Annotated in this window: 20 protein-coding genes; 15 read left to right on the top strand and 5 right to left on the bottom strand. The window is 64.7% G+C overall.

Translation table 11 applies throughout. The features are described from left to right. The 4 genes from ACWEO7_RS32710 to ACWEO7_RS32695 all read right to left on the bottom strand — a co-directional run. Positions 1–908 (bottom strand): 4Fe-4S dicluster domain-containing protein (locus ACWEO7_RS32710; protein WP_452428976.1); only part of this gene is annotated, 908 nt, incomplete at its 3' end. A 1545-nt stretch (positions 909–2453) separates the two neighbouring features. Further along, a complete protein-coding gene (locus ACWEO7_RS32705) occupies positions 2454–3479 on the bottom strand; it encodes a site-specific integrase (RefSeq protein WP_452428975.1) in 1026 nt (341 codons plus the stop codon). Between the two features lie 549 nt (positions 3480–4028). Next, the gene (locus tag ACWEO7_RS32700) at positions 4029–5087 is read right to left on the bottom strand and encodes a tyrosine-type recombinase/integrase (RefSeq protein WP_452428973.1); all 1059 of its coding nucleotides are present in this window, start codon (positions 5085–5087) and stop codon (positions 4029–4031) included. Then, entirely contained in the window at positions 5084–5686 is a 603-nt protein-coding gene (locus tag ACWEO7_RS32695; protein ID WP_452428972.1) for a hypothetical protein, read from the bottom strand. Before ACWEO7_RS32695 ends, ACWEO7_RS32700 begins: the two co-directional genes overlap by 4 nt. A gap of 1240 nt (positions 5687–6926) precedes the next feature. Here ACWEO7_RS32695 and ACWEO7_RS32690 point away from each other — a divergent pair. The 9 genes from ACWEO7_RS32690 to ACWEO7_RS32650 all read left to right on the top strand — a co-directional run bounded on the left by ACWEO7_RS32690 (position 6927) and on the right by ACWEO7_RS32650 (position 19965). Continuing rightward, positions 6927–8012 (top strand): lipase family protein, encoded by a 1086-nt coding sequence (locus tag ACWEO7_RS32690; protein WP_452428971.1) that lies wholly within the window; start codon positions 6927–6929, stop codon positions 8010–8012. A 620-nt stretch (positions 8013–8632) separates the two neighbouring features. After that, positions 8633–9973 (top strand): hypothetical protein, encoded by a 1341-nt coding sequence (locus tag ACWEO7_RS32685; protein WP_452428969.1) that lies wholly within the window; start codon positions 8633–8635, stop codon positions 9971–9973. Beyond that, on the top strand, positions 9957–10391 hold the full coding sequence (locus tag ACWEO7_RS32680) for a hypothetical protein (protein ID WP_452428967.1): 435 nt from the start codon (positions 9957–9959) through the stop codon (positions 10389–10391). Before ACWEO7_RS32685 ends, ACWEO7_RS32680 begins: the two co-directional genes overlap by 17 nt. A gap of 456 nt (positions 10392–10847) precedes the next feature. Continuing rightward, entirely contained in the window at positions 10848–12098 is a 1251-nt protein-coding gene (locus ACWEO7_RS32675) for a cytochrome P450 (protein WP_452428965.1), read from the top strand. Positions 12099–12293: 195 nt separating this feature from the next. Then, positions 12294–13130, top strand: coding sequence for a class I SAM-dependent methyltransferase (locus tag ACWEO7_RS32670; protein ID WP_452428963.1), 837 nt, complete (start codon positions 12294–12296; stop codon positions 13128–13130). Positions 13131–13335: 205 nt separating this feature from the next. After that, positions 13336–15897 (top strand): ATP-binding protein, encoded by a 2562-nt coding sequence (locus ACWEO7_RS32665; RefSeq protein ID WP_452428961.1) that lies wholly within the window; start codon positions 13336–13338, stop codon positions 15895–15897. A 494-nt stretch (positions 15898–16391) separates the two neighbouring features. Continuing rightward, a complete protein-coding gene (locus tag ACWEO7_RS32660) occupies positions 16392–18053 on the top strand; it encodes an FAD-dependent monooxygenase (protein WP_452428960.1) in 1662 nt (553 codons plus the stop codon). Between the two features lie 297 nt (positions 18054–18350). After that, entirely contained in the window at positions 18351–18773 is a 423-nt protein-coding gene (locus ACWEO7_RS32655) for a hypothetical protein (protein ID WP_452428958.1), read from the top strand. Between the two features lies 1 nt (position 18774). Then, positions 18775–19965, top strand: coding sequence for a DUF6545 domain-containing protein (locus tag ACWEO7_RS32650; protein ID WP_452428956.1), 1191 nt, complete (start codon positions 18775–18777; stop codon positions 19963–19965). A gap of 1 nt (position 19966) precedes the next feature. Here the strand turns inward: ACWEO7_RS32650 and ACWEO7_RS32645 are convergent, their stop codons facing one another. Continuing rightward, positions 19967–20641, bottom strand: a complete 675-nt coding sequence (locus ACWEO7_RS32645; RefSeq protein WP_452428955.1) for a hypothetical protein — start codon at positions 20639–20641, stop codon at positions 19967–19969. Positions 20642–20945: 304 nt separating this feature from the next. On the opposite strand from ACWEO7_RS32645, the gene ACWEO7_RS32640 reads away from it, so the two are divergent. The 6 genes from ACWEO7_RS32640 to ACWEO7_RS32615 form a co-directional block, all read left to right on the top strand. Continuing rightward, positions 20946–21401: a hypothetical protein gene (locus ACWEO7_RS32640; protein WP_452428953.1), complete on the top strand. Its 456-nt coding sequence runs from the start codon at positions 20946–20948 to the stop codon at positions 21399–21401. Between the two features lie 231 nt (positions 21402–21632). Further along, complete coding sequence (locus tag ACWEO7_RS32635) at positions 21633–23414, top strand: hypothetical protein (RefSeq protein WP_452428952.1); 1782 nt, start codon at positions 21633–21635, stop codon at positions 23412–23414. A gap of 35 nt (positions 23415–23449) precedes the next feature. Then, positions 23450–24289: a hypothetical protein gene (locus tag ACWEO7_RS32630; protein ID WP_452428950.1), complete on the top strand. Its 840-nt coding sequence runs from the start codon at positions 23450–23452 to the stop codon at positions 24287–24289. A gap of 9 nt (positions 24290–24298) precedes the next feature. Next, on the top strand, positions 24299–24997 hold the full coding sequence (locus ACWEO7_RS32625; RefSeq protein WP_452428949.1) for a hypothetical protein: 699 nt from the start codon (positions 24299–24301) through the stop codon (positions 24995–24997). A 20-nt stretch (positions 24998–25017) separates the two neighbouring features. Next, positions 25018–25668: a hypothetical protein gene (locus ACWEO7_RS32620; protein ID WP_452428947.1), complete on the top strand. Its 651-nt coding sequence runs from the start codon at positions 25018–25020 to the stop codon at positions 25666–25668. After that, a partial coding sequence (locus ACWEO7_RS32615) for a cutinase family protein (RefSeq protein WP_452428945.1) occupies positions 25665–26889 on the top strand: 1225 nt, incomplete at its 3' end. The genes ACWEO7_RS32620 and ACWEO7_RS32615, both read left to right, overlap by 4 nt.

Here is a 26889-nt window from a genome sequence, read left to right as displayed (position 1 = left end):
TCCGGTTCGAAGCACGACGACCAGTGCTCCCAGCGTTCGGCATGGTCGCCGGTGAGGTCGGTGACGTCCTCGGTGCTGGTGCAGAAGCAGGTGGGACACACCATCGTGCAGTTGCCGCAGGTGAAGCAGCGGGCGGCGACATCCTGCCAGTGCGAGGATTCCCGAGAGTCGCGCAGCAGTGCGCGGATGTCGACCTCGGGCATGGCGCGCCCCATCCGGCCGGTCGCCGCGGACACTGCCGCGCGGGCGTTCGTGATCTCTTGCTCGTCGGCCGGACGAGCGGTGAGCTCCGCGAGGACGTGCGCGCCGTCCGTGCTGCCCACGTCGACGAGGAATCGGTGGCCTTCGGCGTCGATGCGCTCGGTCAGGGCGAGGTCGTATCCGGCCGACACACCGGGTCCCGTGCCCATCGACGCGCAGAAGCACACGCCTCCGGGCTCGGTGCAGTTCACCGCGACCACGAACAGATCCTTCCGGCGAGCGGTGAACGACGCGTCCGGGTGGGAGCCGTCGCCGAGCACGTGCCCGAGTATCGCGATCGAGGTGAGGTCGCAGCCGCGGACGCCGAGGAACGCGGAGCGGACCGGCGTTTCTTCGACGGGTTCCAGCTCGAGATCCGGTCCGAACTGCCCGATCTTGCGGCGCGGCGGATGTAGGAACTGCTTCCAGGATCCGGGACCGGCGGAGTGGGCGAACACCGCCGCGTCGTCGCGGCGGTGCAGCCGGTACCGGCCGGGCGCGGTCTCCACGCCCCATCCGGCGGGCAGCTGCCGGCCGGAGTCCAGTTCGTCCAGGACGATCGCGCTACCGCGGACCTGCGGGCCGATGACGCGGTACCCCTGCTCGCGCAGCACGTCCACGAGACGGTCCAGACCAGCGCGATCGATCACCACGGTGTCGTCAGGCATTGTCGATAACCCCTGCTCGGGTCGGATACAGCCGTCCGTTTTCCAGTCTGGTGGGTGCGTGGGGAGTCCGCGAGAGACGAAGGTCCCGAGTCGCGATGGCCGATGATGTGGTCGTTCGTCCTTCCGGCCGACGACGATCAGCCGCATTCGAGTCGGCGGTACGGCTCATACCGTTGACATCGGCGCCCCGGCCGGGGGACACCATCGCAGGCTCGCAGCCAGAACGACAGGGTAGAGACAACACTCAGCGCCGACGTCGAACGCCTATTGGCGCCATTCGGCCACCGATCGATTCGCTGAAAGGTAGTTTCCTGGTAGCAAACCTTGTTCGAGTCGACCGGAGACGCCATCGACAAGACCTGTGAGGCGCCGCCGCACCCGGTTAGTGCGACTAGAACGAGGGGAGCTCCTCACTGGCACCGATCCCCGCCTCGCCCTCGAAAAGCTGCTCTGCAATGCATTCCAGGGTGGTACTCACCCGAGAAGCCTCGACCCTGCCCAGGTCCGCCCCCTCGTCGACACACTCCTCGGCGGTCTCAGCGCCGGCGCCGATCCTCTTCACGATCTACAGCCTTGACCACGCCGCCGCCCACCCGGCTCACCAGGCCGCGCGGTCCGGATCTTCCATCACCCCGTCCAGTGGTGATGCGCGAGGTGTGCAGCCCTCGGTCGAGTGCGAGCCCAGCGCCGGAGACAGCGCGTAGATCGCTCGCCAGGATCTATAGCAGCGGGATGTCACGCCTGGGTGCGCCGACCCGGATGCGCCAGCGGATGCCGTTGATGAGCTGGCGTCTGCTGTACCGGGAGGGTCGGCCGCTTGGCCGGGCACGTCAGCAGCGGTTTCGAGCCCGGCCCAATGAACCTTGGTCAGCTCGGCTCGTCGGGTCACCGCCAGGGTGGTCACGATGTTCGGTGTTCAGTTGGATCTGGTCGACCAACCAGTTGCCGGAGACCTCGCCACATTGACTTGGTGAAAGAACCGGACGATCGTGGCGCTTGGATCTGCCCAACCCGCGACTGTTGCCGTCCTCGCCGCAAGCCCGTGCTCCAGCAGCGCCGCGGTCACCACTCGAGACACGGCCAGACAGTCACTGTCGTTTGGCGCATCCATCGTCGGAGCTTGCTCAGACGCGAGTCCACCGAGTGGGCGAGGTGGACGGTCGTCCACTTCACGAAGGCGATCTCGGCGTATTTGCGCACCCGTTACGCGTCGGCGGGCACGGCGCGCACCGTCTCGGAGAACTATTCGCGCTGTTCACATTGCGCCGCTCGCTGCCGCTGCCCGTCGGCTCCTACCACCTCGTTTTGGGAGTTGCGGCGACCGTGGCGCACCATTGTGCAGACCGCTGCCCAGAACATGCGGGGTGGAACAGGCGGGCCACTGAGTCGCCAGCGGCGGAGAGCAATTCGGTGCCGAGCATGATCGGCGGGATGTCGGCGGCGCGGTGGCGGTGGAATCGGCTCTCGATGAGCTTGTCGGTCTGTTTGAGCTGTTCATCCAGGGCGGACCACCCCCATACCCCGCTCACCTGCGAGCAACTTCGTTCACCGACCCGGTGAGCCCTGGGACCGTTTGGTTCTGGCGAGTGGGTGGGGTTCGCCGGTGATCGTCATGAGTGCTTCGATGACATCACCACGCAGGTGGGTCAGCACAGCGGTGTCGTCGTGCTGCTGGCCGATATAGACCCGCTCGACCGTCTCCCCGAACAACTGGCGCACGTGCACACGCACGGTCTCCGTGATCGAGTAGGTGGTGACCTCCAATTCCTTTGCCCACGGTAGGTTCTCGCGGACTCGCTTCCACAACCCGTCGTAGCGCCTGTAGCTGATCGGGCGTCCGTTGCGTTTACGCAGTACGCGATGTGTAGCGTTCACTCCTCCGCGACGTTCGACATGCCTTCCCAGCGCGGCCATGAGACGGGGCGAGACCGGATGCCAGTGAAACCCTCCGCCGCGCGTCCGTAGCCGCACCAGGCAGTTGTCGCGGTCGAGGTCGTGAAGCGCCAGATCGATGACAGGTTGCCGGTCACTCGCGGTTTGGATGTGCAGCATGACGATCAGTTCGTCCAGCTCGGGGTCATCACCGGTGGAAGAAGCAACACGATGAACTTCCCGCACCTGCTCGCTGGTCAGAACATCGCCTTTGCCCGCGCGTCGACCTGGAAGCCTTGCTGCCGCCGCGGGATTGCTGGAGGGATCGATGATCCTGTCACGTACTGCGTGCTTGTAGACGTGCCGTAACGCCGACAGCAGATTCTCCGCGGCTGACTCTCCGCCACGGGAATTGGCGCGAGCGCGAGAACGGATCTGATGCGCATCCATCAGCTCTTCTATCTCCCTGGTCGTCGGCTCGCTCAACACTCGGTCGCCCCATACCTGACTGATCGCACGCCATGCCGAGTCGTAGCTCCTCAGCGTCTTCGGCGGGACCTTCGTACGCACCCGGGCGATGTACTCATCGAGCCGGGGAGAACCAGCCGGTGAGCGGCCGGTATCGCCGGCGCTGTGGTCGAGTACCGGCGGCTGGTGGGGGAGCGGGGGTGGTGTGATGGGGACTTCGTCGAAACTCACGGTGCTCCTCAACACGAGGTGAAGGGACGGTGCCCGCGAACGGCAGGGCTGATTGGCTGGAAGACGCTCGGGGACGGCACCAGCGCCGACTGCACTGGACCGGGGTGGTCGACCGACCCAGCTCGAACCGGAAGGACTTCACGGCTCGCGGGGACCATCACCACTGTCAGGTGTCCATCATCCGATGTTCGCCACAGCACGGTCAAGATCTTCAAGGCAGATCCGCCGTGACGACTTCTACCCAGGTCATCGGGCTGAATGTGATCCGGTCGGACATGCTCTGTCACGGGGAACGGATACAGGCCCGCGCGCAGCCACGGCGGCGGATCCTTCGTGTCGGTCACAGCGACACCGGGGTCGTGTCCGAGCCGTTCAATGACACCACCGCGCGGCAATTCTGCCGCCGAAAACGGGTCCGGACCCTGGTTAAAGGCCAAAAAATACACGGTTCTGTGGCAAATCTGCCACAGAACCGTGTCATTGAATGTCCGGAGGGGGACTCGGACACCCGAATTGTCCCATTTCTGCACACTTTTCGTGTGCATGCAGTCACAGTACCCCTTTATCGAAGCCTTTCGCCTCTTCACCACGAGAAGCCAATGGGTGCCGAACGCTTCGGGCAAGTGGATGCGGTTGCCCGGTGACAGCGACCAAAGCTTCGGCACACTCGATGATCGACGCCTTCGTGTAGGTCGGCGTCGCAGTGGTACCAGGGTCGCGATGGGCCGCGTAACGACGTGCAACTGCCTCGCCGAACTCCCGCTCGACGAAGGTAAGGGTCGTGTGGCGCAGCCAGTGCACAGTCACACCTTTAGCTTCCGCCCAGGGAAGGTGCCGGTGAAACCGGTCGTGCAGGTTGTCGTAGCGGCGATCGGTGATTCGGTGCCCACTGCGAGTCCGGAGCACTCGGTGCCCAGCTGCAGCGTCGCTTCCTCCTCGACGCTCGAAATGCTCATGCAGTCTGTGCATCAGGGGCGGACTGATCGGATGCCATGCATCGACACCGCCCTTGTGATGCAGTAGGGCAGTGCTGTCATCGATGCTCAGTTCATCGATACGTAGTCGCAGCACAGCGTCCCGTCGGCACGCCGTCTCGATGTGCAGACGCAAAATCAACGCATCCAGTTCGACGTCGTTGCCGGTCTGCGTAGCGATTCGACCAAGATCGGCTACCTGCTCGGGGGTGAGACCGTGCCGACTGCTCTCCATTTTGCGGGGCATCGGTGCCTTGGCAGCCGGATTCATCGAAGGCCTGATTAGATCCTCCATCTCGGCGAACCGGTAGACGCACCGAATGGCATGCAGAAGGTTCCGCGCCGCACCGACGCCTCCTCGCCAATTCGAGCGCACAACCGCATTCGCGGTATGTCGGTTCATCAAGCCGACGATCTCAGCTGGCTCCAGCTCGTCCAGTCGGCGATCTTTCCACTCGCGTAGGACGATCTTCCAGTAGGTACCGTACGACTCTCGCTGCAACGCTGTCACAGCGTCGGTCACGCGCGGGATGTACTCGCCAAACGTCGGTACTTCGACAGCGGGGGTCGCGGCACCGTTTCCGACTAGCTGCGAGATCTTCTCCAGCAACGCAGCGGCATCTGCCTCCTTCACGACGCCTTCCCCCAGAGGTTCGGATAGCAGGCCCACAAGGCGGCGGTCAGTGCTTTGGGCGGATACACGACAAGAAGATCGTGCTGGAGGGATGCCGCCATCAGTATCCGATCACCTGCATTGATATTGCTCCTGTTGCGGACGTCTGCAGGAAGCACAAGGAATCCATCGTTTCCCAACACCCAGCCGACACCTGAGCGGCGAACCTTGACCAAGGTCTGGTCCACTTCGAATACGAAGCGCTGTCCTGGCCCCCAACCGAGCAGGCCGAGCAGGGACTTCGCCGACAGACGTCCTCGCGGGTTGATGGAGGTCACAGAACAGTGCAAGGCGGCGATCGGCGCCTCGTCTGGCCCTTCTGGAAACGCGAAGTGAGGCGCCAATGCCTCCGGCACATCTGACCGCGAAGGCTCGGCGCTGTACAGACCGACGAACAGTTCGCTCACAGACTCGGATGGCATTCCGAACGTATGACTTCCGGCAGGGTCGCCGTTGTAGCTACGGGCAGCGTCGCCTCCCGCGCGAACGCGGCCGATGGATTCGTCAAGCGCCGCCAGCTTTTCGGCGTTCCCGCTGCGGCTGGCATCATGTTCCGTCATCGGTGCTCTCATCGTCTCTCCTGCTGGGCGAGTAGGCACCTGGAAGCCGAACCCGCACACGTACTACTTGGCCTGGTCCCAGCCCTCTCCGTTCACTTGACCCCCACTCGGGCTGCAAGGTGGACCTCCGAAGCCGACACGGAGCATCTAAAGCGAATAATTCGCTTCTGTCAAAGGGGTCACGCAAATCCACCTTGGAAGCCGCTGCGAAGCTGGACTGGCGCCGATATCTGCCGCTCAAGCGGACGCAACACGCCGATGCGCAGGTCGGGGGCCGTTCGCTCGAACCTGCGATCGATGAGGATGGTCCACGTCAGGGTGTGGCGTCGTTCGCGAATCCGATGCGGATTCACCGGGCGACTCGCCGAAGATGCTACGGCGTGCTGAAATATTGCGGAGAGGCGAACTTCGGGCGCTGAGCGGGACGGCCAGGGGCAGCTCGGTGCCGGGAACTCGGAGAGTTCTGACGCGCGGAGTGCTGAACGCTGGTCTCCACCAGGCGGTTAATGCTAGATCCGAGCGTCATCAACACCCTGTGGACGAACGCGCACTCCACCGCTAACGACCGAACTCGGCGATTGAAGCTGATTTGCTAGTCATGCGCGGAACTCACCAGATCCTCAACCGAGCGAAGGATCGGCGCCCAAGCGGCGAACAGGACCTTTGACAAGAGCCGATTATTCGCTTTAGATTCGCCTTTGAGGGGTAGGCGTCCTGTTAGGAGACGTTCACGGTGTTGTGTTCGACCGGCCTCATCCCTCGCCGGTGATGCGCACAGCGCGCATCACGTCACCTGATCGAAAGGACTACATCCATGGCCGCCCTGTCCGGCATTCTCAGCCTGCTCAGCACGGGATCGTCGACGCTGGCGAACTTCTCCTACCTGGTGGGCAACGGCATCAATATCCTGCGCAGCTTCGGTGTCCCGATCTGAGCTGAGTTCACTCGGGTCGACGACCCCGGTCAACCTGTCGCTTCTGCAGGCCTTCGCAGAACCCGAGCTCGGGCAGTGCCCGGGTCCTGCGAAGGCCGCGTGCGTTCAGAGCCGCCGACCATGGGCGGCTCCGCCTTCTCTAGCAATCACCCTGCGGCGCATAGGCCCAGACGGCTGCACTGTGTTGCCGCCAACCGTGAGGAAAACCATTCCGTGCGTCCACTTCTCGCGCTAACCGCCGCCTGCACGCTAGGTATCGGTGCTGCACTCATCGCGGCTCCGGCGGCGGCGGGTCCGCCAGTTCTGATGCCCGCCACGATTCCCGATGACTTCTACTCCGCCCCAGCAAGTTTGGCGGAGTATGCACCTGGCGATGTGCTCAAGGTCCGCGGGATGCCGGTTCCGGCCGGCTTCCTGCCGACGATCGAAGTCCGGCAGATTCAATACGTCTCCACCGATAGCCTCGGGCAGGCGATTCCGGCTGTTGCAACGGTTTTCAGCCCACCGTGGCGGGTAGCCAACGCACCGCTGATGGTCTTCGGTCACACTGTCAACGCCTTGGGCTTGAACTGCGCGCCATCACGGGCGTTGTGGAACTTGGATCCGAATCTGGCGATCGCTCGGGCGTTGAATGTGCCGCTCGGAATGGGAATGACGGTGATCATTCCCGATCACCTCGGACCGCGAAGCGCCTACGGCGCCGCGCGGCTTGGTGGGCAGATCACTCTTGATGCGATTCGGGCTGCCCAGCGCCACCAGGCGCTGACGGTGTCGTCGTCACCGGTCTCGATGGTTGGCTATTCCGGCGGGGGGATGGCAGTTGCGTGGGCTGCAGTACTCGCCAGCAGTTACGCCCCGGAGCTGCCCATCGTCAGCGCCGCGATCGGCGGCGTCCCGGCAAACCTGCAAGAGATCGCATGGAACCTGGGTATGAACGCCCACCCGGCGTTCGGCCTGGCGATGGCCGCGGCGCTGGGCCTCGAGCGTGAGTACGGGGATCGACTGCCTATCACCAGCAGAATGACTCCGGAGGGGCTGCAACTCGCCACGCAAATGCAGAACGCGTGCACCGACCAAATTCTGGCCCTGGGTGCCGGACGCTCGGTCGCCCCGCTGGCCACTGATCTGTCGCTGTGGGACAGCCCGCAAACCGCAGCGGTGCTGCGCGCAAACAGTCTGGAGTTCGAGTCGGAGGTGCCCCGCGTGCCGATCTACGCGTGGCATGGTGCCGACGACCCGCTCATCGCCCGTGACGCCTTCGCGCGCACTCTTGCGCGATGGAGCGATGCGGGGGTGCCCGTCACCGACGTCACGGTGCCCGGCGATCACATTGCTGCGGCAGTGCTTGGCTTGCCTGGCGCGATTCAGTTCCTCCTCGCGAATCGGAGCTGAGAATGTCTTCGAATCTTCTGATTCTCGTTGCGCTGGCGGCGGCGTCGTTGAGCGTAAACGCCGCGATCGGTGTGACGGCGCCCGCGCCGCGATGGGGCACCGGCTTGACCAGAACATCCTCACCGGCGGTCACGCTAGTGGTGGAAGACGGTCGTCCCGAAGCAGACCAGGCCTCTCGGTGATATGCGGAGCGCAGTGGCTGGAGTCCAGGTATGGATTGCGGTTTCGAGAAGGCGCTGCCCCGAGCACTGACGAAGTACGTCAATGGCTGCACGGGATCGAAGGCCGGGTACCCGAGGAACTCGAGTGGGGTGGTGCGGTGGACCGGCCATGCGGAGCCGACAGCATCCGGCCGAGGTGCGGGTTGTGACCCCAGTTGGCAACGATCTCTGCGGCGAACGGGTTAGCGGATCGCCGGGCCGAGCACGACCAGGCCGTTTGGCCGACGATCGTGTAGGGCGTCGTCGATCGCGGAGATCCCTCTGGCCCCGCGCTGCGCCGTTCGATTCGTAGGCATGTCGAGCCTGTGATGCCACGAGCCACCACCCCGGTCTGGTAACCGCAGGCGACAAGGAACTCGGCGCCGATCGCATATTCACTCCCGGACAGAAGGACGTCTTATGACCATCACCGTCCCCACCGCAGCCGAACCTCCCGCAGCGCCGGACCCGACCGACGAGCGAATCTCAAACGCGCTGCGACAACTTATTTTTGGCGATGAGTACCTGCTCCATATGACGGTGCGCGATGCGGTCGTGGCGCTTGGTGATCCCCCAAGGTCAAGCCTTGCCTACCCGCGCCTCGTGTGGCGTCTCGTGGGCGCACTCGGTGGTTCGGCAGAGATGATCTCAGCGGACCCGTGGCTGCGCGGGGCACTGTGCGAGTGGGTGGCGGTCGCAGCACCCCGTCTGCTGCCCACGGTGAGCGCGGAGTTCCACATCAGCAGTGGCACCACCTTGCAAGACGCGCGCGTGGATCTGGCGAATGCCTCTGTGGCCAGCGCTCGCGCGGCCGTGGCGATGCTGGTCGACCACGCACTCGAAGCAGACGCGCCCCGCTATGATGTGGTGTCCGCGGTAGCGGCGATCTACGTGGCGACCGCCCTAGGTGTGGAGGCGCGCGACCGGGTCGGTGCCGGGATCGACGCGGAACAGGCCTCGAAGCTGTGGGCGATGCTGGCCAAGGCGCAGCTTTCGGAGATCTGCCGCTGTGTATTAGCGGTTTGTCGGCTGCACTCTTTCGGAACGGCGGCGGTCAAGCACCTTTCTGACTGGGCCGGTTTGGCGGAGGAAATACGTAACGCGGGGGGCCGGAATCTGGATCTCGCGGTCGCGGCTGGGCAACTAACGCGGGAAGTCTCGGTCGGCAGCGCGCCGGGGGAGATGGACATCACGGCGCTCACCGCTTGGGAAGCACCGGCCACGTTGCCCTGGTGGCATGAATTTCTTCGCGAACGGGAGCAGGCCCTCGCCACTGCGATCCGCGGGAGCCGTGTTGGTGCCTTCGGAACGATCGAATTCGAGTCTCTGGCTGTACAGATGTCGGATGCGAGCTGGAATCGGCTGGCAGCCGAATGCTTGGCAGCGGCGGCCGAGCAGATCAGCCATCCGCCGGCACGCGAACTGGTCGGCGATCTCGCGGCAGTGTGGGCCTTGGAGAAAGTCAAGGCGCATGGGTTCTGGCACGCTGCATACGGGCAGGTCTCCGCTGACCGGGCGGCGCTGATCGACGTCAATGCCGAATTGACACGCTGCAGGTCGGTGCTGGGACCAAAGCTGCCACTTCTTGTCGGCGCCTTCGAAATTCCGCGTGTCCCACTACCGATTCTGTCGGCTGGCCAACTGGCGACCTCGCAACGGGATGCACGATGGGAACACCTCGCCAGCGCCAACATCGAATCCCCTGCCCAGCAATCGAGGGCCGGTGCGCTCGGGGAGGCCAGTGATGCCCGGCGAGGGTGACGCGGCGACAAACGCTCTGCTGGAAGCGCTCGATGCCGCGCGCAGCGTCCGGCGCGCTGGCGACGGCCTAGTGGTGGTCCTCATGCGCGGAAACGAGGTCGCCGCCATCCTGCATGGGCAGATCGACGCGACGATCACCACCATGATGGATGCGATCACGTCAGTGCTGGGCACTGATCACGCCGTGCTCATCGTGGTCGGTTCAATGCGGGTTGCCGGAGCCATCATCCGTGCCTGTGACGCGGTCGGTGAGCGCTTGACCAGCGCCGGAGTTCGGGTCGCTGCACGCGTACATGTCTCGGCACTCACCGAGGGCGCGGTTGCGTGGAAAGACCTGTCGGGTGCTGCACGAGACGGAATCATGCCCGCATCTCATAGGCTCCGACCGCCGGGATCTTCCCGACTCCGTCGGCTCTGAGTTGGCCGATGATCTTCGGACGGGCCGAACAGGCACACGCCGGTGGCCCCGCGAATGGGTAGTCAGATTTCGGGTAGCTACCTACTTCCGCTGCGCCGCCATGCGCCGCGGTGCGGCCGCATCGCCCCTACCTGCGGGTGGAGCGGTCAGTTTGTGCCCTCGCAACGGCGCGCCGGATGAGTAGGTAGGTTTCGGGTAGTTCTCTATTCCAGCGGCACCAGCGCCTATGAAAGCGTCTTGCTCGCCGGTCCACACGCCTGTGCGTATTCCGACGCAGGAAGAAGGACTGACCTACTGAAAGCGAGCCCTACTGCGCTTTTCCGTGCGGACTAACAAGTACAGCGACGTACCCGCGCGGGGCGCCGCTATGCGACTGGAGTCACCTTCTTGATGATGCCGGAGCCGCACCGACCTGCCGCCGGGCGTTGCCCTGTTCCTCATGGACTTCCTGGTGAGATGGATGGTCCTCGATTCTCGCTCTACACGCGCGAATTCTCCGCTGATCCTGCCAAGTTCTATAAGGAAATGCGCGACAAACACGGGTCACTGGCGCCGATCGAGTTGGCACCGGGTGTGCCGGCGACACTCGTGCTCGGATATGACACGGCGCTTCGAATTCTCCACGATCCTGAACATTTCCCGGCAGATCCACGAACTTGGGAAAGGTTCGTACCCGAAGACTGTCCCGTTTTGCCCATGATGCGGTGGGTTCCAGCTGCGCGGAACAACACCGGTCCCGCGCACACGCGCCTTCGGCTGGCGTCGAAGGTGAGCATCGAGGCGGTCGATCTGTATGCCCTGCACTCCACGGTCGAACAGCTCGCCGCTCCGCTGATCAGGGAGTTCTGCGAGAAGGGCACAGCGGATCTGGTCCACCAGTACGCATTCCCAATTGTCACTGATGTCCTGAATCAGATGATCGGATGTCCCCCGGAGCTGGGACAGCAGATCGCGATGGGCATGGCCGCCCGCTTCGACGCGGTCGGTGCGGGGCGGGGCGGGGCGGTGGATCCGAGCCGAGGCATGGGCATGGTCACGGATGCACTGATGCAGCTGATCGCGCATAAGCGGCGTGTGCCTGGAGACGACATCGCCACGCGATTGGTGCAGCACAGCACTGGCCTCGACGACGAGGAGGTATGCGCACAATTGACCAGCTTCCTCGCCGCAGGTGTTGAGGCGCAGGGCAATCTGATCAGCAACACGCTGCGGCTGATGCTTATTGACGATCGGTTCGGTGGCGGGCTCCTGGGCGGGAGCCTGTCGACTCGCGACGCGCTCGACGAGGTCTTGTTCACCGATCCGCCAATGGCGAACTTTTGCGTGACCTATCCAAGGCAGCCGGTCTTGATCGACGGAGTTTGGTTGCCTGCTCACCAACCGGTCGTCATCAGCCTCGCCGCATGCAACAACGACCCGAAAATCTGTGGCGGGGACCGAACTGGAAATCGGTCACATCTGGCGTGGAGCGCCGGTCCACACGCATGCCCCGCCAGAACCTTGGCCTACCAGGTCGTCGAAGACGCGATCGACCACATACTCGACGCCATTCCGGAGATGGATTTGGCCGTGCCGGCGGAGGAGTTGGAATGGAGGCCGGGCCCCTTCCATCGGGCGCTGGTGTCGTTACCGGTCCGCTTCGCTCCTCGCCGCCTGCCGCAGCCGATCGCCGATCCGACGCGTGTGCCGGGAAGTGTTGCCGTATGAGAAGTGCGCCAAGGCGATTCGCTGAGGCATTCGTTGCCGCAGGGTTCGACCCGTCGAGGGAATGGCAGCCGGAACTGCTCGCCGCAGTGCCCGGGAGGGCCACGACGCTACCGATCGAGCCGACCGCTCCACACCGATCCAGCGGGTCACAGCGGACAAACCGCAAAGTCAGCGACGAGAAGAGGGGTGACAGGGATGCAGACTGGGCAACCGAGCAGAACCGCGATGTTTGTAGCTCGCGCGAGAGCCACGCACCAAGTGGCCGACGAGCCCCGTATTTTCACCGATCCGCTGGCTGTGCGAATTCTGGACCCCGCATCGAGCTCTGCTGAATTCGACCAACAGCAATCCGATGATCTCGTTCGCTCACGGAGACTGTTCATAGCAGCGCGGTCCCGATTCGCCGATTGCACGGTGGCGGAAGCCATCGCGGGCGGCACCGATCAGGTGGTGATCCTCGGCGCTGGACTGGACACCACCGCGTATCGGCAATCGAGCACTGGCGTGCGATTCTACGAGGTCGATGACCCTGTCACCCAAGAGTACAAACGGACGCGGCTGGGCCACGCCGGGATCCCGATACCGGCGTCGCTCACCTTCGTGCCGGTCGATTTCGAGCAAGACACGCTGGCAGGAGCGCTGGCGCAAGCGGGTCTCGATCGGACGCGGAGCACGCTGTTCGTCTGGCTCGGCGTCGCCGTGTACCTGACCCGACCAGCGGTAGTCGACACCCTCCGCTACATAGCCAGCGGACCTGCACAGCTGGTGTTCGACTACTTCTATCCGCTCGACTCCGCGCCAGGCGATCCCACCAGCGCCCAGTTGCATAATCGCGCACGGCTAGTCGCTGCCGCAGGTGAACCCTGGCGCACCTTCTTCACCGCAGAGGAAATTCGCTCCCTCCTACTGTCTTTGGGTTACCGCCACGTCGAGGATCGTTCCGCGTCAGAGCTGTTGGCTACCTATGGCTGGCGACTAAGTGCTCGCCCAACCAACTCAGGGCCGCATCTGATCCACGCCTGTACTGCCTAACATCGTCGACACCCTGCAGAGTCGGCATGCCGATTGAGTGGCTTCGGAGCGTGCGGGATCTACACCTGGTCGCCCTGGTCGGCTGACGCTGTTTCCGCTGCACGCCGCATCGGAGCGATTCGGCCTTCGGTCACCTCCGAGCCGCTGATGCGCTCTGCAAAACGCCGCAATATGCTGGTCTATCGAGCATCGAGGAGTCGCTATAGTGCCGAATGTGGACAAGGGGAGGGTTAGCGACGTACCGGCGCCGACGCACAGTTTTTTCGTCGGCCGTGGGCCGGAGTTGGATCAGATCAGCGATCTTCTGTCGAGTGGTTCGAGTCGGTTGATCACCCTGGCTGGGCCTGGCGGCATCGGGAAGACTCGGTTGGCGACCGAGGCTATCCGCCAGTTCAAGGACGAGGTCGGCCGTGCGACAGTGCATTGGGTGCGCCTGGCGCGGCTGTCCAAAGATTCGGATGCACTGGCGGTTGAGCGAGAGACCGCGTCAGCCGTCGTCAAGGCCGACTTCTCGGGACGCTCGGAATGGGAGGCGCTGACCGACACATTGTCTCAAGTCGACTCCGCAGACGGCGGTCGGGTCGTCCTGGTCCTCGACAATTGCGAACATGTGTTGACCGGTGTCCAGGCGATGGTCGTTGAGCTGTTGGAGGCCGTACCTGAGCTGGTCGTCATGACGACAAGCCGTGGTCCGATCGGTTTGATCGATGAGCACCTGATCGTGGTACCGCCATTGGCCAGGGACCAGGCGGTCGCATTGTTTCGGCAGCGCGCGGCACAGATCGGCCGCCCCATTTCCGGTGAGCACGAAGAAGCGATCGCGGCCGACATCTGCCGCCACGTCCACCATCACCCTCTCTACATTCAGCTGGCAGCCGCGCGGCTGCCACGGCAGCCGTTGAAGTTGATCCTTGCTGATCTCACCGGCCAGGGGGAGAACGACAGGCGGATGCGCTGGTCAGTGGCGGGCGATCAGCGCCATCAGAGGGTTCGCGACGTCATCGAGTGGTCTTACGACCTGTGTAGTGCCAAGGAGAAATTGCTTTTCGATCGGCTGTCGGTCTTCGCTGCAGGCTACGACGCGAATCCAGAAGACGGAACGGCCAACGACCCAGATGTAGGAGCTGACCTGGAAGCGATCACGGCCGTCTGCTGTGACGATTCTGGTGTCGACGCAGACGAAGCTACGCTCCTCGCGGACGAGATCGAAGAACTTCTCGATGGCCTGGCCGATCAGTCGCTCGTCACAATCCACATCACCACGACTTCCGTCAGATACTCCCTGCTGGAGAGCTTGCGACTGTACGCGTGGGAACGACTTCGCCAACGTTCCAGCGGAGGCGTCGACGAGCGGTCACGATTGGCTCTTCGACACCTCCACTACTACCGGGACAAGGTTGCCAACGGCGCGACTCATTGGTTCAGCACGGCCGAACGCGACATCGTGGACTGGGCCAGGGCTGCTTGGGACAACATCTTTACGGCTATCGAGACCAGCCTCAACACTACGGGGGAGGCATCTGCTGGTCTGGAAATCTGCCTCGGACTCATAGAGCTCAGGATTCCCTTTGTTCGAGGGTCGATGCGGAATATCCATGATGTCACCGAACGCTGCCTTGCCGCTACGCGCTCGTTGACTCCGCGGCCCACCGACCTCGAAATCGAGGCACTGTCCGCGCTCACTTGGCTCGCTGTGCGCCAGGGCCGCTCCGCCGATGCCAAGCTCATGCTCGAGGAGGCCGTCACCACCCACAACCCCGACATGGTCGGCATTGACTGGCGATCAGCACCCGCATCCGATGTCGGCCTCCCAGCAGGGCTCGAACTTGCTTGGGGCACTCTTCTTTTCATGGGGGAACAAGACCCACGAGCCGTCTGCGTTCTCGGGCGGGCCCGTGACAAGTTCCAACGGCTCGGTCACGGCGGCGCTGAGATGATGGCCGGGATGTTCGCCGGATTCGCGGCCGCTCTTCTCGGGACTGCCGACCAGGCCTATGAGTGGGCAGGGCGGTGCCTTTCACTTGCGCGGGCGTCCGGTGCAGCGTGGGCGACGTCGTGGGCCGAGTTGAGCTGGGCAATCACCCTCACCAAACACGGTGATCCCACAGAAGCGGTGCAAGTCCTGCGTCATGCGCTGGATTATCAGGTTTCTATCCGCGATCAGTGGGGCGCGACATGGGCGATCGAGCTGCTGATCTGGGCGATGGCCGCCAAAATCACCTCCGACAACCTCGAGCACACCACGGCGGCCGCGACGGCGACAGAAATAGCATATCTAGCAGGTGGTGTCGGTGAGCTGCGGGGCCGACTGGGCATCAAAATCGCCGCAATGGGCAGCTTCGCGAAGGAGTCCAGCAAGGCTATCGAGATCGCCAAGCGGGTGCTCGGCCCTGCGGCGTACCGGGAAGCGGAGAACGAGGGCCGCCGACTCCGTCTGGACGATTACAGCGTGCATCGTCTCGCCTTGGGAACACTGACTATCGACACTCTGCGTGCCGATGTCGCGAAATCCTCTTGGTACGGCCTCACGCACCTCCAGCGGCAGGCCGCAATCATGGCCGCTGCCGGCTACACCAATGCGGAGATCGCCCGCAGCCGCGGCCGCGCCTCGCGGACGATCGACAATCAAATGTCCACGATTCTTGAGAATTTGGGTATATCGACCCGGCGGGAAATCGAAGCAAAGATACCATTGAGCGAGATTTCCAAGGTCGAAGCGGCACGCCGCGAACTGTTCAAAGCACGCCGTGAGGACTCTCAGAACTAGCGCCACCGTAGGCAACCGGCAAACCAGCGCTGCACCGCCGCCCGGCGGCAGTGCGCTGTGACGACTACCTAGTGGTGGAACCCACGCCTTTGTCGCGCAACGGAGATAGGCGACGAGATCGTCACCTGTGGGAAAGACAACCTCGTAGGCGGTCGGACAGCGCGGCCGAGCTGCCTGCGGCAAGTCGTCCGGCTGCGCTCACGCCTCCAGGCGAAGGTCGCAGCCGGTGGTGTATGCGTCTATGGCGGGGCCGACGCCTGAAATCGGGCAAACTACAGGCAGTCCTGCCACGCCCGGCGCAGATCAGACGACGATGAGTAGGTAGTTTTCGGGTAGCTCCCTATTCCGCGCCTATCAGCGGGCATGTGAGAGTCATGCGGTCAGCAATCAGACTCTCGCTGGAGGGCGACATCTGAGGGCATCACGGAGCACATCTGATCTCGGTTATGCATACCGTTGTCGCCGGGCGATCCGGCATGGCACGAAGGAGTTCCATGTCTCGAACCTCTGTTGACCCGATTCTCATCATCGGTGCCGGCCCCACGGGTCTGACTCTTGCCCACGAGTTGCAGCGCCGCGGCGTGCCATGCCGTGTCATCGACAAAAGACGCAGTCCTTCAAAAAGATCGAGATCATTCACAGTCCAAATCCGTACTCTGGAAGGGTACGACAGGGCGGGGATCGTCGCTCGCCTGCTGGAGTTGGGCATCTGGAGCGGCGGTATGGTATCCCACTTCCGGGGAGAAGCGGAGACGGAGCGACTGGCTTTCGAGCAATTGAGTGAGCGATTTCCCGGCATTCTTATCCTGGAGCAGGACCGCTTGGAAGGCGTGCTCCGTGACGAACTCGCTTCTCTCGGTGTGATCGTGGAGTGGGGCACCGAACTCTGTTCACTCAGGACCGACGATGATGGCCGCATCACCGCGACTTTGATCCACACTGATTCCGAAGGCCGTGAGATTGTAGAGATCGTCCATCCTGACTGGCTGGTGGGATGTGACGGAGTGCGTAGCACCGTCCGCACTCTACTCGGCCTGAGTTTCGAAGGCGACGAGTACATCGGAAGCATGAGGATGATGGATGTCCCGGTGTACGGCCTTCCTTCCGAAGACACAGATATCCGCTACGACATCCACGAAGACGATATGCTGCTCACTGCGCAGCTCCCCAAGAACTACCGGGTGCTGATTTCAGATACCAGGCCTGCGGAGAGGACCGAACCCGACCCGAAGGCCGCGCGCGAAGAATTTCAGCGAGTCGTGGATAAGCACTTCGGTGGCACAGTACTGTTGGGCGATCCCGAGTGGACTACCGTCTTCGAGATCTGGCGGCGCATGAGCAGCGACTACCGGGTCGGCAGGGTCTTCCTCTGCGGCGATGCCGCCCATGTTCATTCACCCGCCGGTGGACAGGGCATGAACGCGGCCATTCAGGACGCGTTCAATCTCGGCTACAAGCTCGCGCACGTCGCCACAGGTGAGGCACCGGAGTCGTTGCTGGATACCTATGAGCTGGAGCGCAGACCGATCGCCAAACAGGTGATCGATGGCACCCACATGCTGCACAGCTTCATGATGGCCCACGGCGATTCCATCGCCGCCCGGCGCGCGATCGTACGAGCGCCCGGCTTCAAGCACAAAGCGGCCGCACAGATTTCAGGTGTGTCGTATAACTACCGAGATGACATCGCCGTGCCGCCCGTCCTCGCTCCGCTGGGAGGCCTGAGAGCGGGGGATCGCGCTCCTGATGTGGCCATTACACCGACGCTGCGGTTGCACGACCAGTTGCGCCACCCTGGCTACACGCTGCTGATATTGCAGCGGCAGCGATCCACGCTGGCGACGTCTGTTGCACAGAGCGTTCGACACTACGGCGAACGCGTTAAGGTCGTGGTTATCACCTCATCGGAGGTCGCCGCGGCCGCGCCCCCTTGCGCCGTCATCGCCGACAGCGACGATGTCTTCGACATTTATGGCAGTTCCGGCGCAGACACGTTGTGCGTGGTCCGCCCTGACGGCTACATCGGCCTTCGCTGCCATGCTGATGAAGAGACCGCGCTACACGCCATGCTCAAGTCAGAGCTGACAGTGCCTGGCACTTACGAAGAGATCCGCACCAGCGCGCCGTTGGTCGCGCACGGCGCCGACGACAATTGAGAGACCGCGACGTTGCCGACTACCTGCATGAACCAGGAGGCCCACCGGCAGATTGTCGGCCTCGTTGTTCGCGCCCGTACGCGAACGGCGCCGAAGCAGTGCGTACCCATTCCGAATGAAATACGTGCAGATCGACCGACCAGTGGATGCATCGGGGAATGTCGTGCAGCCACGATCGGGAGTGGGACGTGACTAGAAGGGGAGGCTAAGTTGCCTGTTCAGTTGTGGCGAGGACGGTCGAGGCGTTCGCGATTCGAGTCGATCGTCGATGATCTCGAACTGCCGACGGATTGGACGGTGGAGCAGTTCTTTGCTCGCCTGGAGCAGGTCCGCGGGCGTGAGATCGTTCATCTACCGTTGCCGGAGTATTTCCCGGTCGAGTTGTGCGGATTGTGGCTGGCCCGCTCGGTGGACGATGTCGTTCTGTATCGCCCCTGGCAGGTGCCGACGATGGCGCGGCATGTGGCGGCGCATGAAGGCGCCCACATGTTGCTCGGTCACGGCAGAGACAGCACGCCGGCCGAGCTGGCGGCGCTGCTGGCCGGTGTGGATTTCGACGGTTGCTCGGATGCCGACGCGTCGACAGTCAGGAAGGCTCGTGGTGCAAGTAGCTACAGTGACCGCGACGAGTACGAAGCTGAACTGTTGGCGACCATGCTCGTAACCCGGGTCGGCGGGGATGGCCTCCGGCGGAAAGGTGCGGAGCTGCAGGCATTCTGAGATGTGGGAGCACGATAGATTTCCGGCCTGGCTCACCATCGCGGCGCTGACGTTCATAGTGGTCGTCGCGGTGGTGCGCGTGGTGCTGGTCCGCTCGACTGCTGTGCAGCGGCTGATCAACTGGATTGTGTTGTGCGCGACGGCAAGCATGCTGTTACGTGAGCCGGCGGTCGCCGCCTGGGTCGATGGCATTGTCCCTGGTGGCCTCGCCACGTTGTTCGACATGTGGCACTTCCTGTTGCTGATTGTGATCGCGCTGGTCGTCGGACTCTTGTCGCTGTGGGGTCGCGGGGCGGCAAAAGGCAGGCGGTCGCTCAGACTGGCAGTAGGGCTGTGCTGTCTGGTTGGCATCGGTCTGCTCGTCCTGAGCCAACCCGCACGTTCGACCGGCACTTCTATTCTGGATGCTGAACGGTGGCGCTACGGTGCATACTTCGTCGGTTGTGCGGTGTTGCTGGTGTCGTTCTGCCTGTGCGCTGTCCAGCCGGTCAGAACCCTGCGTAAACGATCGCCGACGCAGCGAGAAGCGGTCGCGGTCATAATCGTGTTCTTGCTGATGTGCGCCGACACGATCGCCACGATGGTGACGGCGGCTGGCGCTGTCACGAGCTGGGCAGGCTACGACAACGCCCTCAGTGACTGTGCACGTCTGGTTGCGTCGGGTGAGCCCATGCTGCTGTGGGTAGCGCTCGGCTGCGCGGGCTTGGTCCCGTCTGTGGTCCGAGCGGTGGCGCAGTTACTCCATGTAGACGCCGATTCCCGGGAGCTGCGGCGTCTGGATCCGGTGTGGCGCGACCTGACCGGCGCAGTGCCTGGGGTTGTGCTGACCCTCAGTCGCACCGATCGACGGGGGGCGCCGCGCGCCGAACTCCTGCACCGACGGCGAGTCGAAATTTTGGACGCCGCAGCAATAGTCGGCAGATACGCGGCGCCGCTGCCCGAAAGCATCGACCGAACAATCGAGGCAAAATTGCCGGACGAAGACGACCAAGAGGCGTTTCGCTGCGTTGTGGAACTGGCCGCCGCGTCTTGGCGGCTGCGTGCGATCGGCGGTGTGCGCATGGCTGGAGAACCGATGCTCGGTCACTACAGCGTCCCGGAGCTGGACCTACTGACGCGATATTGGAAACCGGCTCGATCGTTGTTCGCGTCCACCGATGTAAAACGCTTGGCAGGTCTGGGCGGCCGATAGCTCAACTCGTCGGTTTCGCCCGGCTTCGCCCCTCGCTCTGAGTCGGTGGCGAGTTCAGTACATCGGTGAGCGAGTTCAGCAAATCGGTGAGAAGGTGCAGTAGGAGGTTGACCGCGCCGGCATCGATCTGCGACCCCTCAGGCCCGAGGCGCAGTCTGCGGGCTGCAAGCCTGTAGACCTCGTGCCGGTCCAGCGCGCCCTCCAGATCTTTCAAAAGCTCAACATCGAGCGATTCGTAGGCGGCCTCCCGCGGGTCACCGCCGTTCCAAGTCCTCACGGCGCTACCCGGTTCCCATCGGAGCGGTCTATCCAGCTTCGCCAGCGTGGTGATACTGGGACGTGGGCCCGTGTTGGTCTCGATGAAGGTCTGGCGTCTGTCCGATGGGCCGCCGAGCTCATGGACCTGGTCTTGGGTTAGCCCGAGTTTCAAACGTCGATTCTTCACAATCTGACCGAATCGCTCAGAATTCGCTTCCGCCATGGGGAGGATCATACCCAGATGGCAACCAAAGATATGCCCCGCGACGAAGAGAAACCAGATCAGGACGGGGTTCCGGACACGCCAAGTCCCGATAAGCGCCAGTAGCCGCGTCATCCACGCGGGGATACCACCCTCGAAATTCGCTTTGGATTCGCCTACAGTGGTGGGCAGGTTGGCGTGGAGATTGAGGAACATCCGCAGTCTTCGGCCCTGACAGCAAACCCAGGGGGAGTGTCGCATGCCTCCCGTTCCACGTTGCGGAGGTGCCCGTGTCACAGGTTCACTCGGCGTCTACAGGCACGCAGGGGATGCCTGCGGAGGTAACTCACTTCGCTGGTCGCTGCTACTCACCGTGGAGCGGATCGTGGCGGCGCTCCGTTGACCGGACAACGCCTGCATGCAGCGCGGTGGTGCCCGCCCTGCAATATCCGGCGCGAATAGCTCACCCGCCATTGGTAGAGCGGCGCGGGTGATGGCGGAACCCGCTTCGCTGCCGCAGGTGCTGGCGGCGGCGCGAAGGCTCGCAGCAGCTGGCGACGGCTTGGTAACGGTGCTGTTGGGAGGCGACGCCATCGTGTCCGCTGAGCACTGGAGTGTCGAGCGTATTGATGCCGCCGCAGTCGTGGCGGCGGCACGCGACGCGGAGTCCGCCGTGCTGATCGTGGTTGGGCATCCCGCGGTCGCGGCGCGAGCGACGGTGGCGGCGGGTGCGCTGCACCAGCAGTTGACTGCTGCCGGGATCGAGGTCGGGGCAGCGATATATGTTCCGGTGCTTGCGCACGGCGTGCTGTATCCGGACGTGTCCGCGGCGAGCGCGGCATGCGGTGACGGCCTCGTTTCGTGGGCACGAGAACAGCTGCGTCGACGTCATCGACGCGGCGCATCGTCTACCGGTATCGCAGACACAGACCGCGGTCAGCGACCTTCCGTGTCGCCGGTCCCCAAGGATCGGTGATGGCCAGACCTGTGAGGCGTGCGATTCCGCAGCTGATCGCGAGCGTTTCGGCATTGATCACGGTCGCGGCGATCGCGGTGTGCGTGCTGTCGGCTGGCCAGCCTGGCAGCGGCCAGCCGCCGTGCGCGTCCGCCGGCGGCGGTCTGGATGCGATTGATCCCGGATGGCCGTGCAGACCGGAAGTCGGCACGCGCTGCGGAAGTTCTTGTGCGGCAGTGGAAGGAGGATGAAGTGCCTCGACAAAGTCCTGCGGCGGGTAATCAGCAGTACGGGGAGATCGTTGCGTTGATGGTCGCGGCGGCGGTCACAGCCGTCACGATTCCAGGGCTGGCGGTGGTCGGCCTGGCGTGGCAGGCGGGGCTACGTGGCTATGCCGCTGCGCGCCATCGCCGGTGGTGGCTGTTTCTCACTCCCGAGCGTTGGTGGATGCCGTGGAGCGCGTTGGCTGGTGTAGCGGCGGTGTTCGGGTCGGTGGCATGGGCGTTGGTGCTCGTGCGCGAGGGCAGATTCGATTCCCTGGCTGCGCCCGCGGTGCTGTCACTGATCGCTGGGTTGAGCGCGGCTCCTGGAGTGTTCGTGTGGGCGCGGCGAATGTTGCGCCAGCAGGTCCTCGAGGGACGCACCGACGATGTGTTGGCGACCGCGCAGGTCGCCGACGCGGTGCGCCGGGCCGATGACGAGCTGACGGCGCGGTCGGTGGGCGTCAGCCTGCACGAGCACACTGTCGAGCTGCGCGTGGTCGATCCCGGACTACAGCTCACCGCGCCGGTGCCGGTCGCGGTGGGGGACTCGATTCGCTACGGCATCGGGGTGTTGATGCCGGAGGATCGGCTCACCGACTTCGAACGCAGCGCGCATTTCACCGCGCCGGACTGCGAATTGCTGCTGGTGCCGCAGGTGGCAGGGCAGATGCGGGCGCTGATCATCGCCGGTTCCGGGACGGGGAAGACCGAGTTGATCGCGGCGTTTCACGCGGTGGCCAACCGGGTGGGCATGACATGCGTGCTGATCGACCTCAAAGGCCAGGCGGCTGACGCTCGGCGGTTCGGCGAAGACGCGCGGGCTCAACGGGATTACCTGGGCGGGTGCACGGATGTGCGGGTCGAGCGCGGCGGCTGGGACTTCTTCGACTGCACCCGCGACCAGTTGCTGGAGCGGTTGATGTTCATCAGTCCCAAGACCACCAGCACCGACTATTACACCCAGCGCATGCACCGGGTGCTGGACATCGTGATCGACGGACGCGGCACCCGACCGCTGGTGCGGTCGCTGGACGAGCTGATCGAGCGGCTGAGCGATCCGGTCAAGCACCTGGGCGCCAAACTCGCGGGCCCGATCAACGCCGAGGATCGCCATGGCATGTCCCAGTGCCAGGACGTACTGCAAAAGGTCGATGCAATGTTCGCACCACTGCGGGAGTATCTGCCGAAGACCGGTGCGGGGTGGTCGTTTTCGAAGTTGCCACCGGGGTCTGCGACGATCGTGTCGTTGTCGCCGGTGCTGCCGTCGGAGCGGATGCTGGCCAACCTGATGTTGCGGGACCTGCGTGACCATCTGGTGGCGCGGGCGCGCTCGGCGACCGATCCGGCGACCGCGCAGCCGCTGCTGGTGGTGGTCGATGAGTTCCCGCAGATGGTGGAGGACGACACCGACGCCGCCGAAGAGGCAGCCAAGATCCTGGAAACCGCGCGGGCGGCCAATGTGGGGTTGCTGCTGGCCGGTCAGTCCATCGAGGGCTTCTCGCTCAATGGACAGTTGCAACGAAGGCTGCTCGGTGCTGGTGTGGCGATCTTCCTGGGCCGCTCCGCGCTGCCGGACACGGTGACCGAGGCCGCGGGTTCGCGCTGGCAGCTCGAGGCGGCGGGGGACCCGCACGGTTTCTCGTTGAATTCCGCTCGCGCGCAACAGACCTTCGCGATTCCGCCGCAGTATGTGCGCCGGATGCACACCGGCACGTTCTGGGTGCTGCACGAGGGCGCGGCCGCACGCTTTCTGGCCTTCCGAACCCGATGACACGACTCCCGCACCGAGTGATGAGAAGAGGATTCATGATCAGACACAGACTGGCGCTGGCCGCGGTGGCGGTGATGACCGGTGTCTGCGTGGTCGTCGCGGGCACCGCGTCGGCCGAACCCGCGTCGCCGTCACCACAGGCTCCGCGCGCGACGCCGTCACCGCAGGCCGCTCCGCAGGTTCCGCAGACGATTCCGGTGCAGGATCTGCCACTTGCGCCACCGCCGCGGCCGCGCCCACAACTGCAGGAGCATCCGGTCCCGGTTGCACCGCCGAAGCCTCAGCCCGCCCCGGCGCCCGAGCCCGGTCCGGAGGAGCCAGCGCCGCAGGAAGCGCCATCCGAACCGGCGGAATTGGAGCCGGTGGTCAATCCGCGGCTGATTCGCTTCGGCACCGCCACCGTCGTTGCCCCGGACTTCATCCCGGACAACCTGGTGCACGACGCGCAGGCCGCCGCTGATTCCGCCGAGTGGTGGACTGCGTACGCGTTCGATCTGGCCGGCTATCCACACGAGGCGTCTGACCATGCGGCCGCTGCGGCGATAGCCGCCGGATTCGTCGGTGCCTACACCGGGGGTGTGCTGGCCACACCGCTGCCCGCGCTCGGCGGATGCCTCGCCGGGTTGGCTGTCGGCGGTCTGGGCGGCGCGGCGCTGGGCACCCTGGCCGGGGGAGTGGGCGCGCCGTTGGGTGCCACGATCGGCGGAATCGTGGGCTGCATGATCGGCGTCGTGGTCGTTGGCCTGCCTGCTTCTGTGGCCGGGCTGTTGCTCGGTGCCCTGGTGGGTGGCGGTGCCGGTGGCGCGCTGGGCGGCAAGCTCGATGAGCAAGCTGCAGCGCCTGAGCCTGCGCCGGAAGCAGCGCCGGCCGGGTGAGAAGAGCTGATGAGTGCTGCGGATGAGCTGTGGCGGCGCTGGCTGGAGGATCCGGCCATCAGCCGCGCGGCTGCCGAGCCTGCCGTAGCCCGGCGACGCGGTGGGCGCGCTCAGCAAATCCGCGGCACTCACAGCGGTCCTGCCGCAACGGAGAACTCCGGCCGTCGGCGAGGTCTCGTGGTCGGGGCCGTGCTGTTGGCAGCAGTTGGCGCGGTGATCGCGACGCTGGTGATCACGAGCATGGGTGGGCAGCCGCGCGGCGAGCGCGCCCGCCCGTATGCGGTCCTCACCACCGTCGCGGCGGCCGCGTCGTCGAGGACACCGGCAGGGGCCCCGCCGTTCTGCTCGCCTGGCATGGTCGGCGCGACGATCATCACGAACTCCGCCGGAGACCGCGCGTCGGGGCCGGGAGTCATCGCGGCCTACGAGCATGCCTTCTTCGTCGCCCGTGACGCGCGTGTGGCGTTGGATGTCACTGACCGCGGGCCCGGCCTACCGGCCGAGCCGCAGCTGGCCCAGGGCATCGCGGCGGTTCCGGTTGGCGCGCCGTGGTGCGTGTCGATCACCGACACCGGCGGGGGAGCGTTCGAGACCGCCGTGCGCTACCTGCCCGGCCCCGGGCAGGAGCCGGTGCTGTGGCTGCTGAAGATCACCGTCACCGAGGACCACGGCGTCTACACCATCGTCCGCATCGATGACAAAGCCTGACCGAGCAAGGAGCACAACCGATGTCCGAAGAATGGGATCTCGTCACCAACGCGGTGGCCGAGCACGCCGACGAGCTGGCGCGCATGAGCAGCCACGGCGACATCTACCGGTGGGCCAAAGCCCACGACCTCACCAGCCGGACCCTGTTCCCGAAATTCAAAGCCCAACTGCGGCACCAGCTCGGCATCGACTACGAGCAGCTTCGCGAGGCCACGACCGAGCAGCGCGCCGAGCAGCTGGCGGCCACGGCCGCCGATGCCCCGCAGATCGTGCTGTGGGCGGCGGGCGATGACGACTACGAGCGATTCGCGGTGTGCGATGTCGAGGGTGAAGCGTTGTGGTACAGCAGGTTTCATCCCGACGACCGCTTGTATCGGGGTGGTGATCCCGCCAGTGCTTCGACCTCGGCCGCAGAGAAGGCGGTGTATCTGGCCGGGCAGGCGCGGCGCGAAGCCGGGCTCGACACCGTGCGCCTGGGGCTGCGGGTCTCCGATGACCGCGTCGATGCCACCGTGTTGACCACCGCCGGGATTGCGGCCGAGGTGTCGGTCAGCGTCGAGGTGGTCGTGGACGACAACCCGGCGGTGGAGTGGTGCCGGGCCCCAGGGTTCAAGAACTGGCGGGAGTCGCGTCTGGCTGCATTGATCGGCTCTCCCGAGGTGCCGCGGTGACCGCTGCGGCGCGGCTGCGCGCGGTCGCCGGGGTGCTGACGGCGGGGCTGCTGACGTCGACGCTGTCGGTGGCGGCCGCCGGTGCCGAGGATCGAGCGCAGGCTTGCCCGGACATCCATGTACTGGCGGTGGAGGGCAGCGGACGATCGGCGATCGACGCTCCCACTGAGATGGATACCGGCGAGCTGGCGGGGGTGGTTGTGCCGGTGCTGAATGCAGCGCAGAGCGAGGGCTACTCGGTCGAACGCACTTACATTCCCTATCCGGCCGATGGCGGCACTCAGGGATTGTCGGCCGCCTACAAGTCCTCGGTGCTGGACGCCTATCAGCGCACGGCGCAGGTAGCTGCCCGGGTGGTCTACCAGTGCCCGAGCACCAAATTGATCGCTCTTGGGTACGGGCAGGGCGGTCAGGCGGTGTCGATGTGGGCGCAACAGGTCGCGGCGGGCAAAGCCGGGCAGGTGAACGCTGACAGTGTGGCGTTGGTGGTGACCTTCGGTGACCCGACCCGTGCGGCCGACGCACCGTTGTTCCCGGGCCGTCCCGGTCAGGTCGGTCCGGCTACGTGGCCGGGCATCGACCAGCACAGACAGCCGAGCGCGACGAAGTTCCCCGACATGTACACCGCGCCGGCAGGTCAGGGGATCGGGCCGGAGCGCGACATCGCTGCCAGCTTCGGCACGCTCGATGGCCGGGTAGCTCAATGGTGTGCGGGGGGAGATCTGGCGTGCTCGGCGCCGAAGTCGATTTCTCTGGCGCGAGCAGGGCTGGCGATTGCCGGGCAGTCCTCGCTGGATTTCACGCGCGACCCGTTCGGGGTGGCCGCCACGCTCGCGGCGGCAACGGCGAACACCGTTGCCAGCGGCACAGCGGCGTTCGCCGACAAGGACATCAAGGGCAAGCGACTGGCCGATGTGTACTTCGACGGCAACGCCTCCATCTCCAAGCGCCTGGAAGAGGCCGCCGACCCTCGCAACGCCAGCGCACAGACCGATCCACTGGTGGGTGTGCTGAAACTGGGACAGATCGTGATGTCGTCGATCACGAGCTTCCTCGGACAGGTTCTCAACACCCAGGTGCTGGGGTCATTGATCAATGCCGGGGTGCAGATCGCCACCTCGGCGGCCACCGGCGCGGTCGGGGCAGCGGGACCGCCGACCAGCGCCGGGACCGCTGCCCCGCTGTCCGAGCACGGGGGCTCCGCCGCCGAACGGGAGCCGT

This window comes from Nocardia sp. NPDC004260, assembly GCF_053603155.1.
This window is presented reverse-complemented; position numbering and strand designations above follow the sequence as displayed.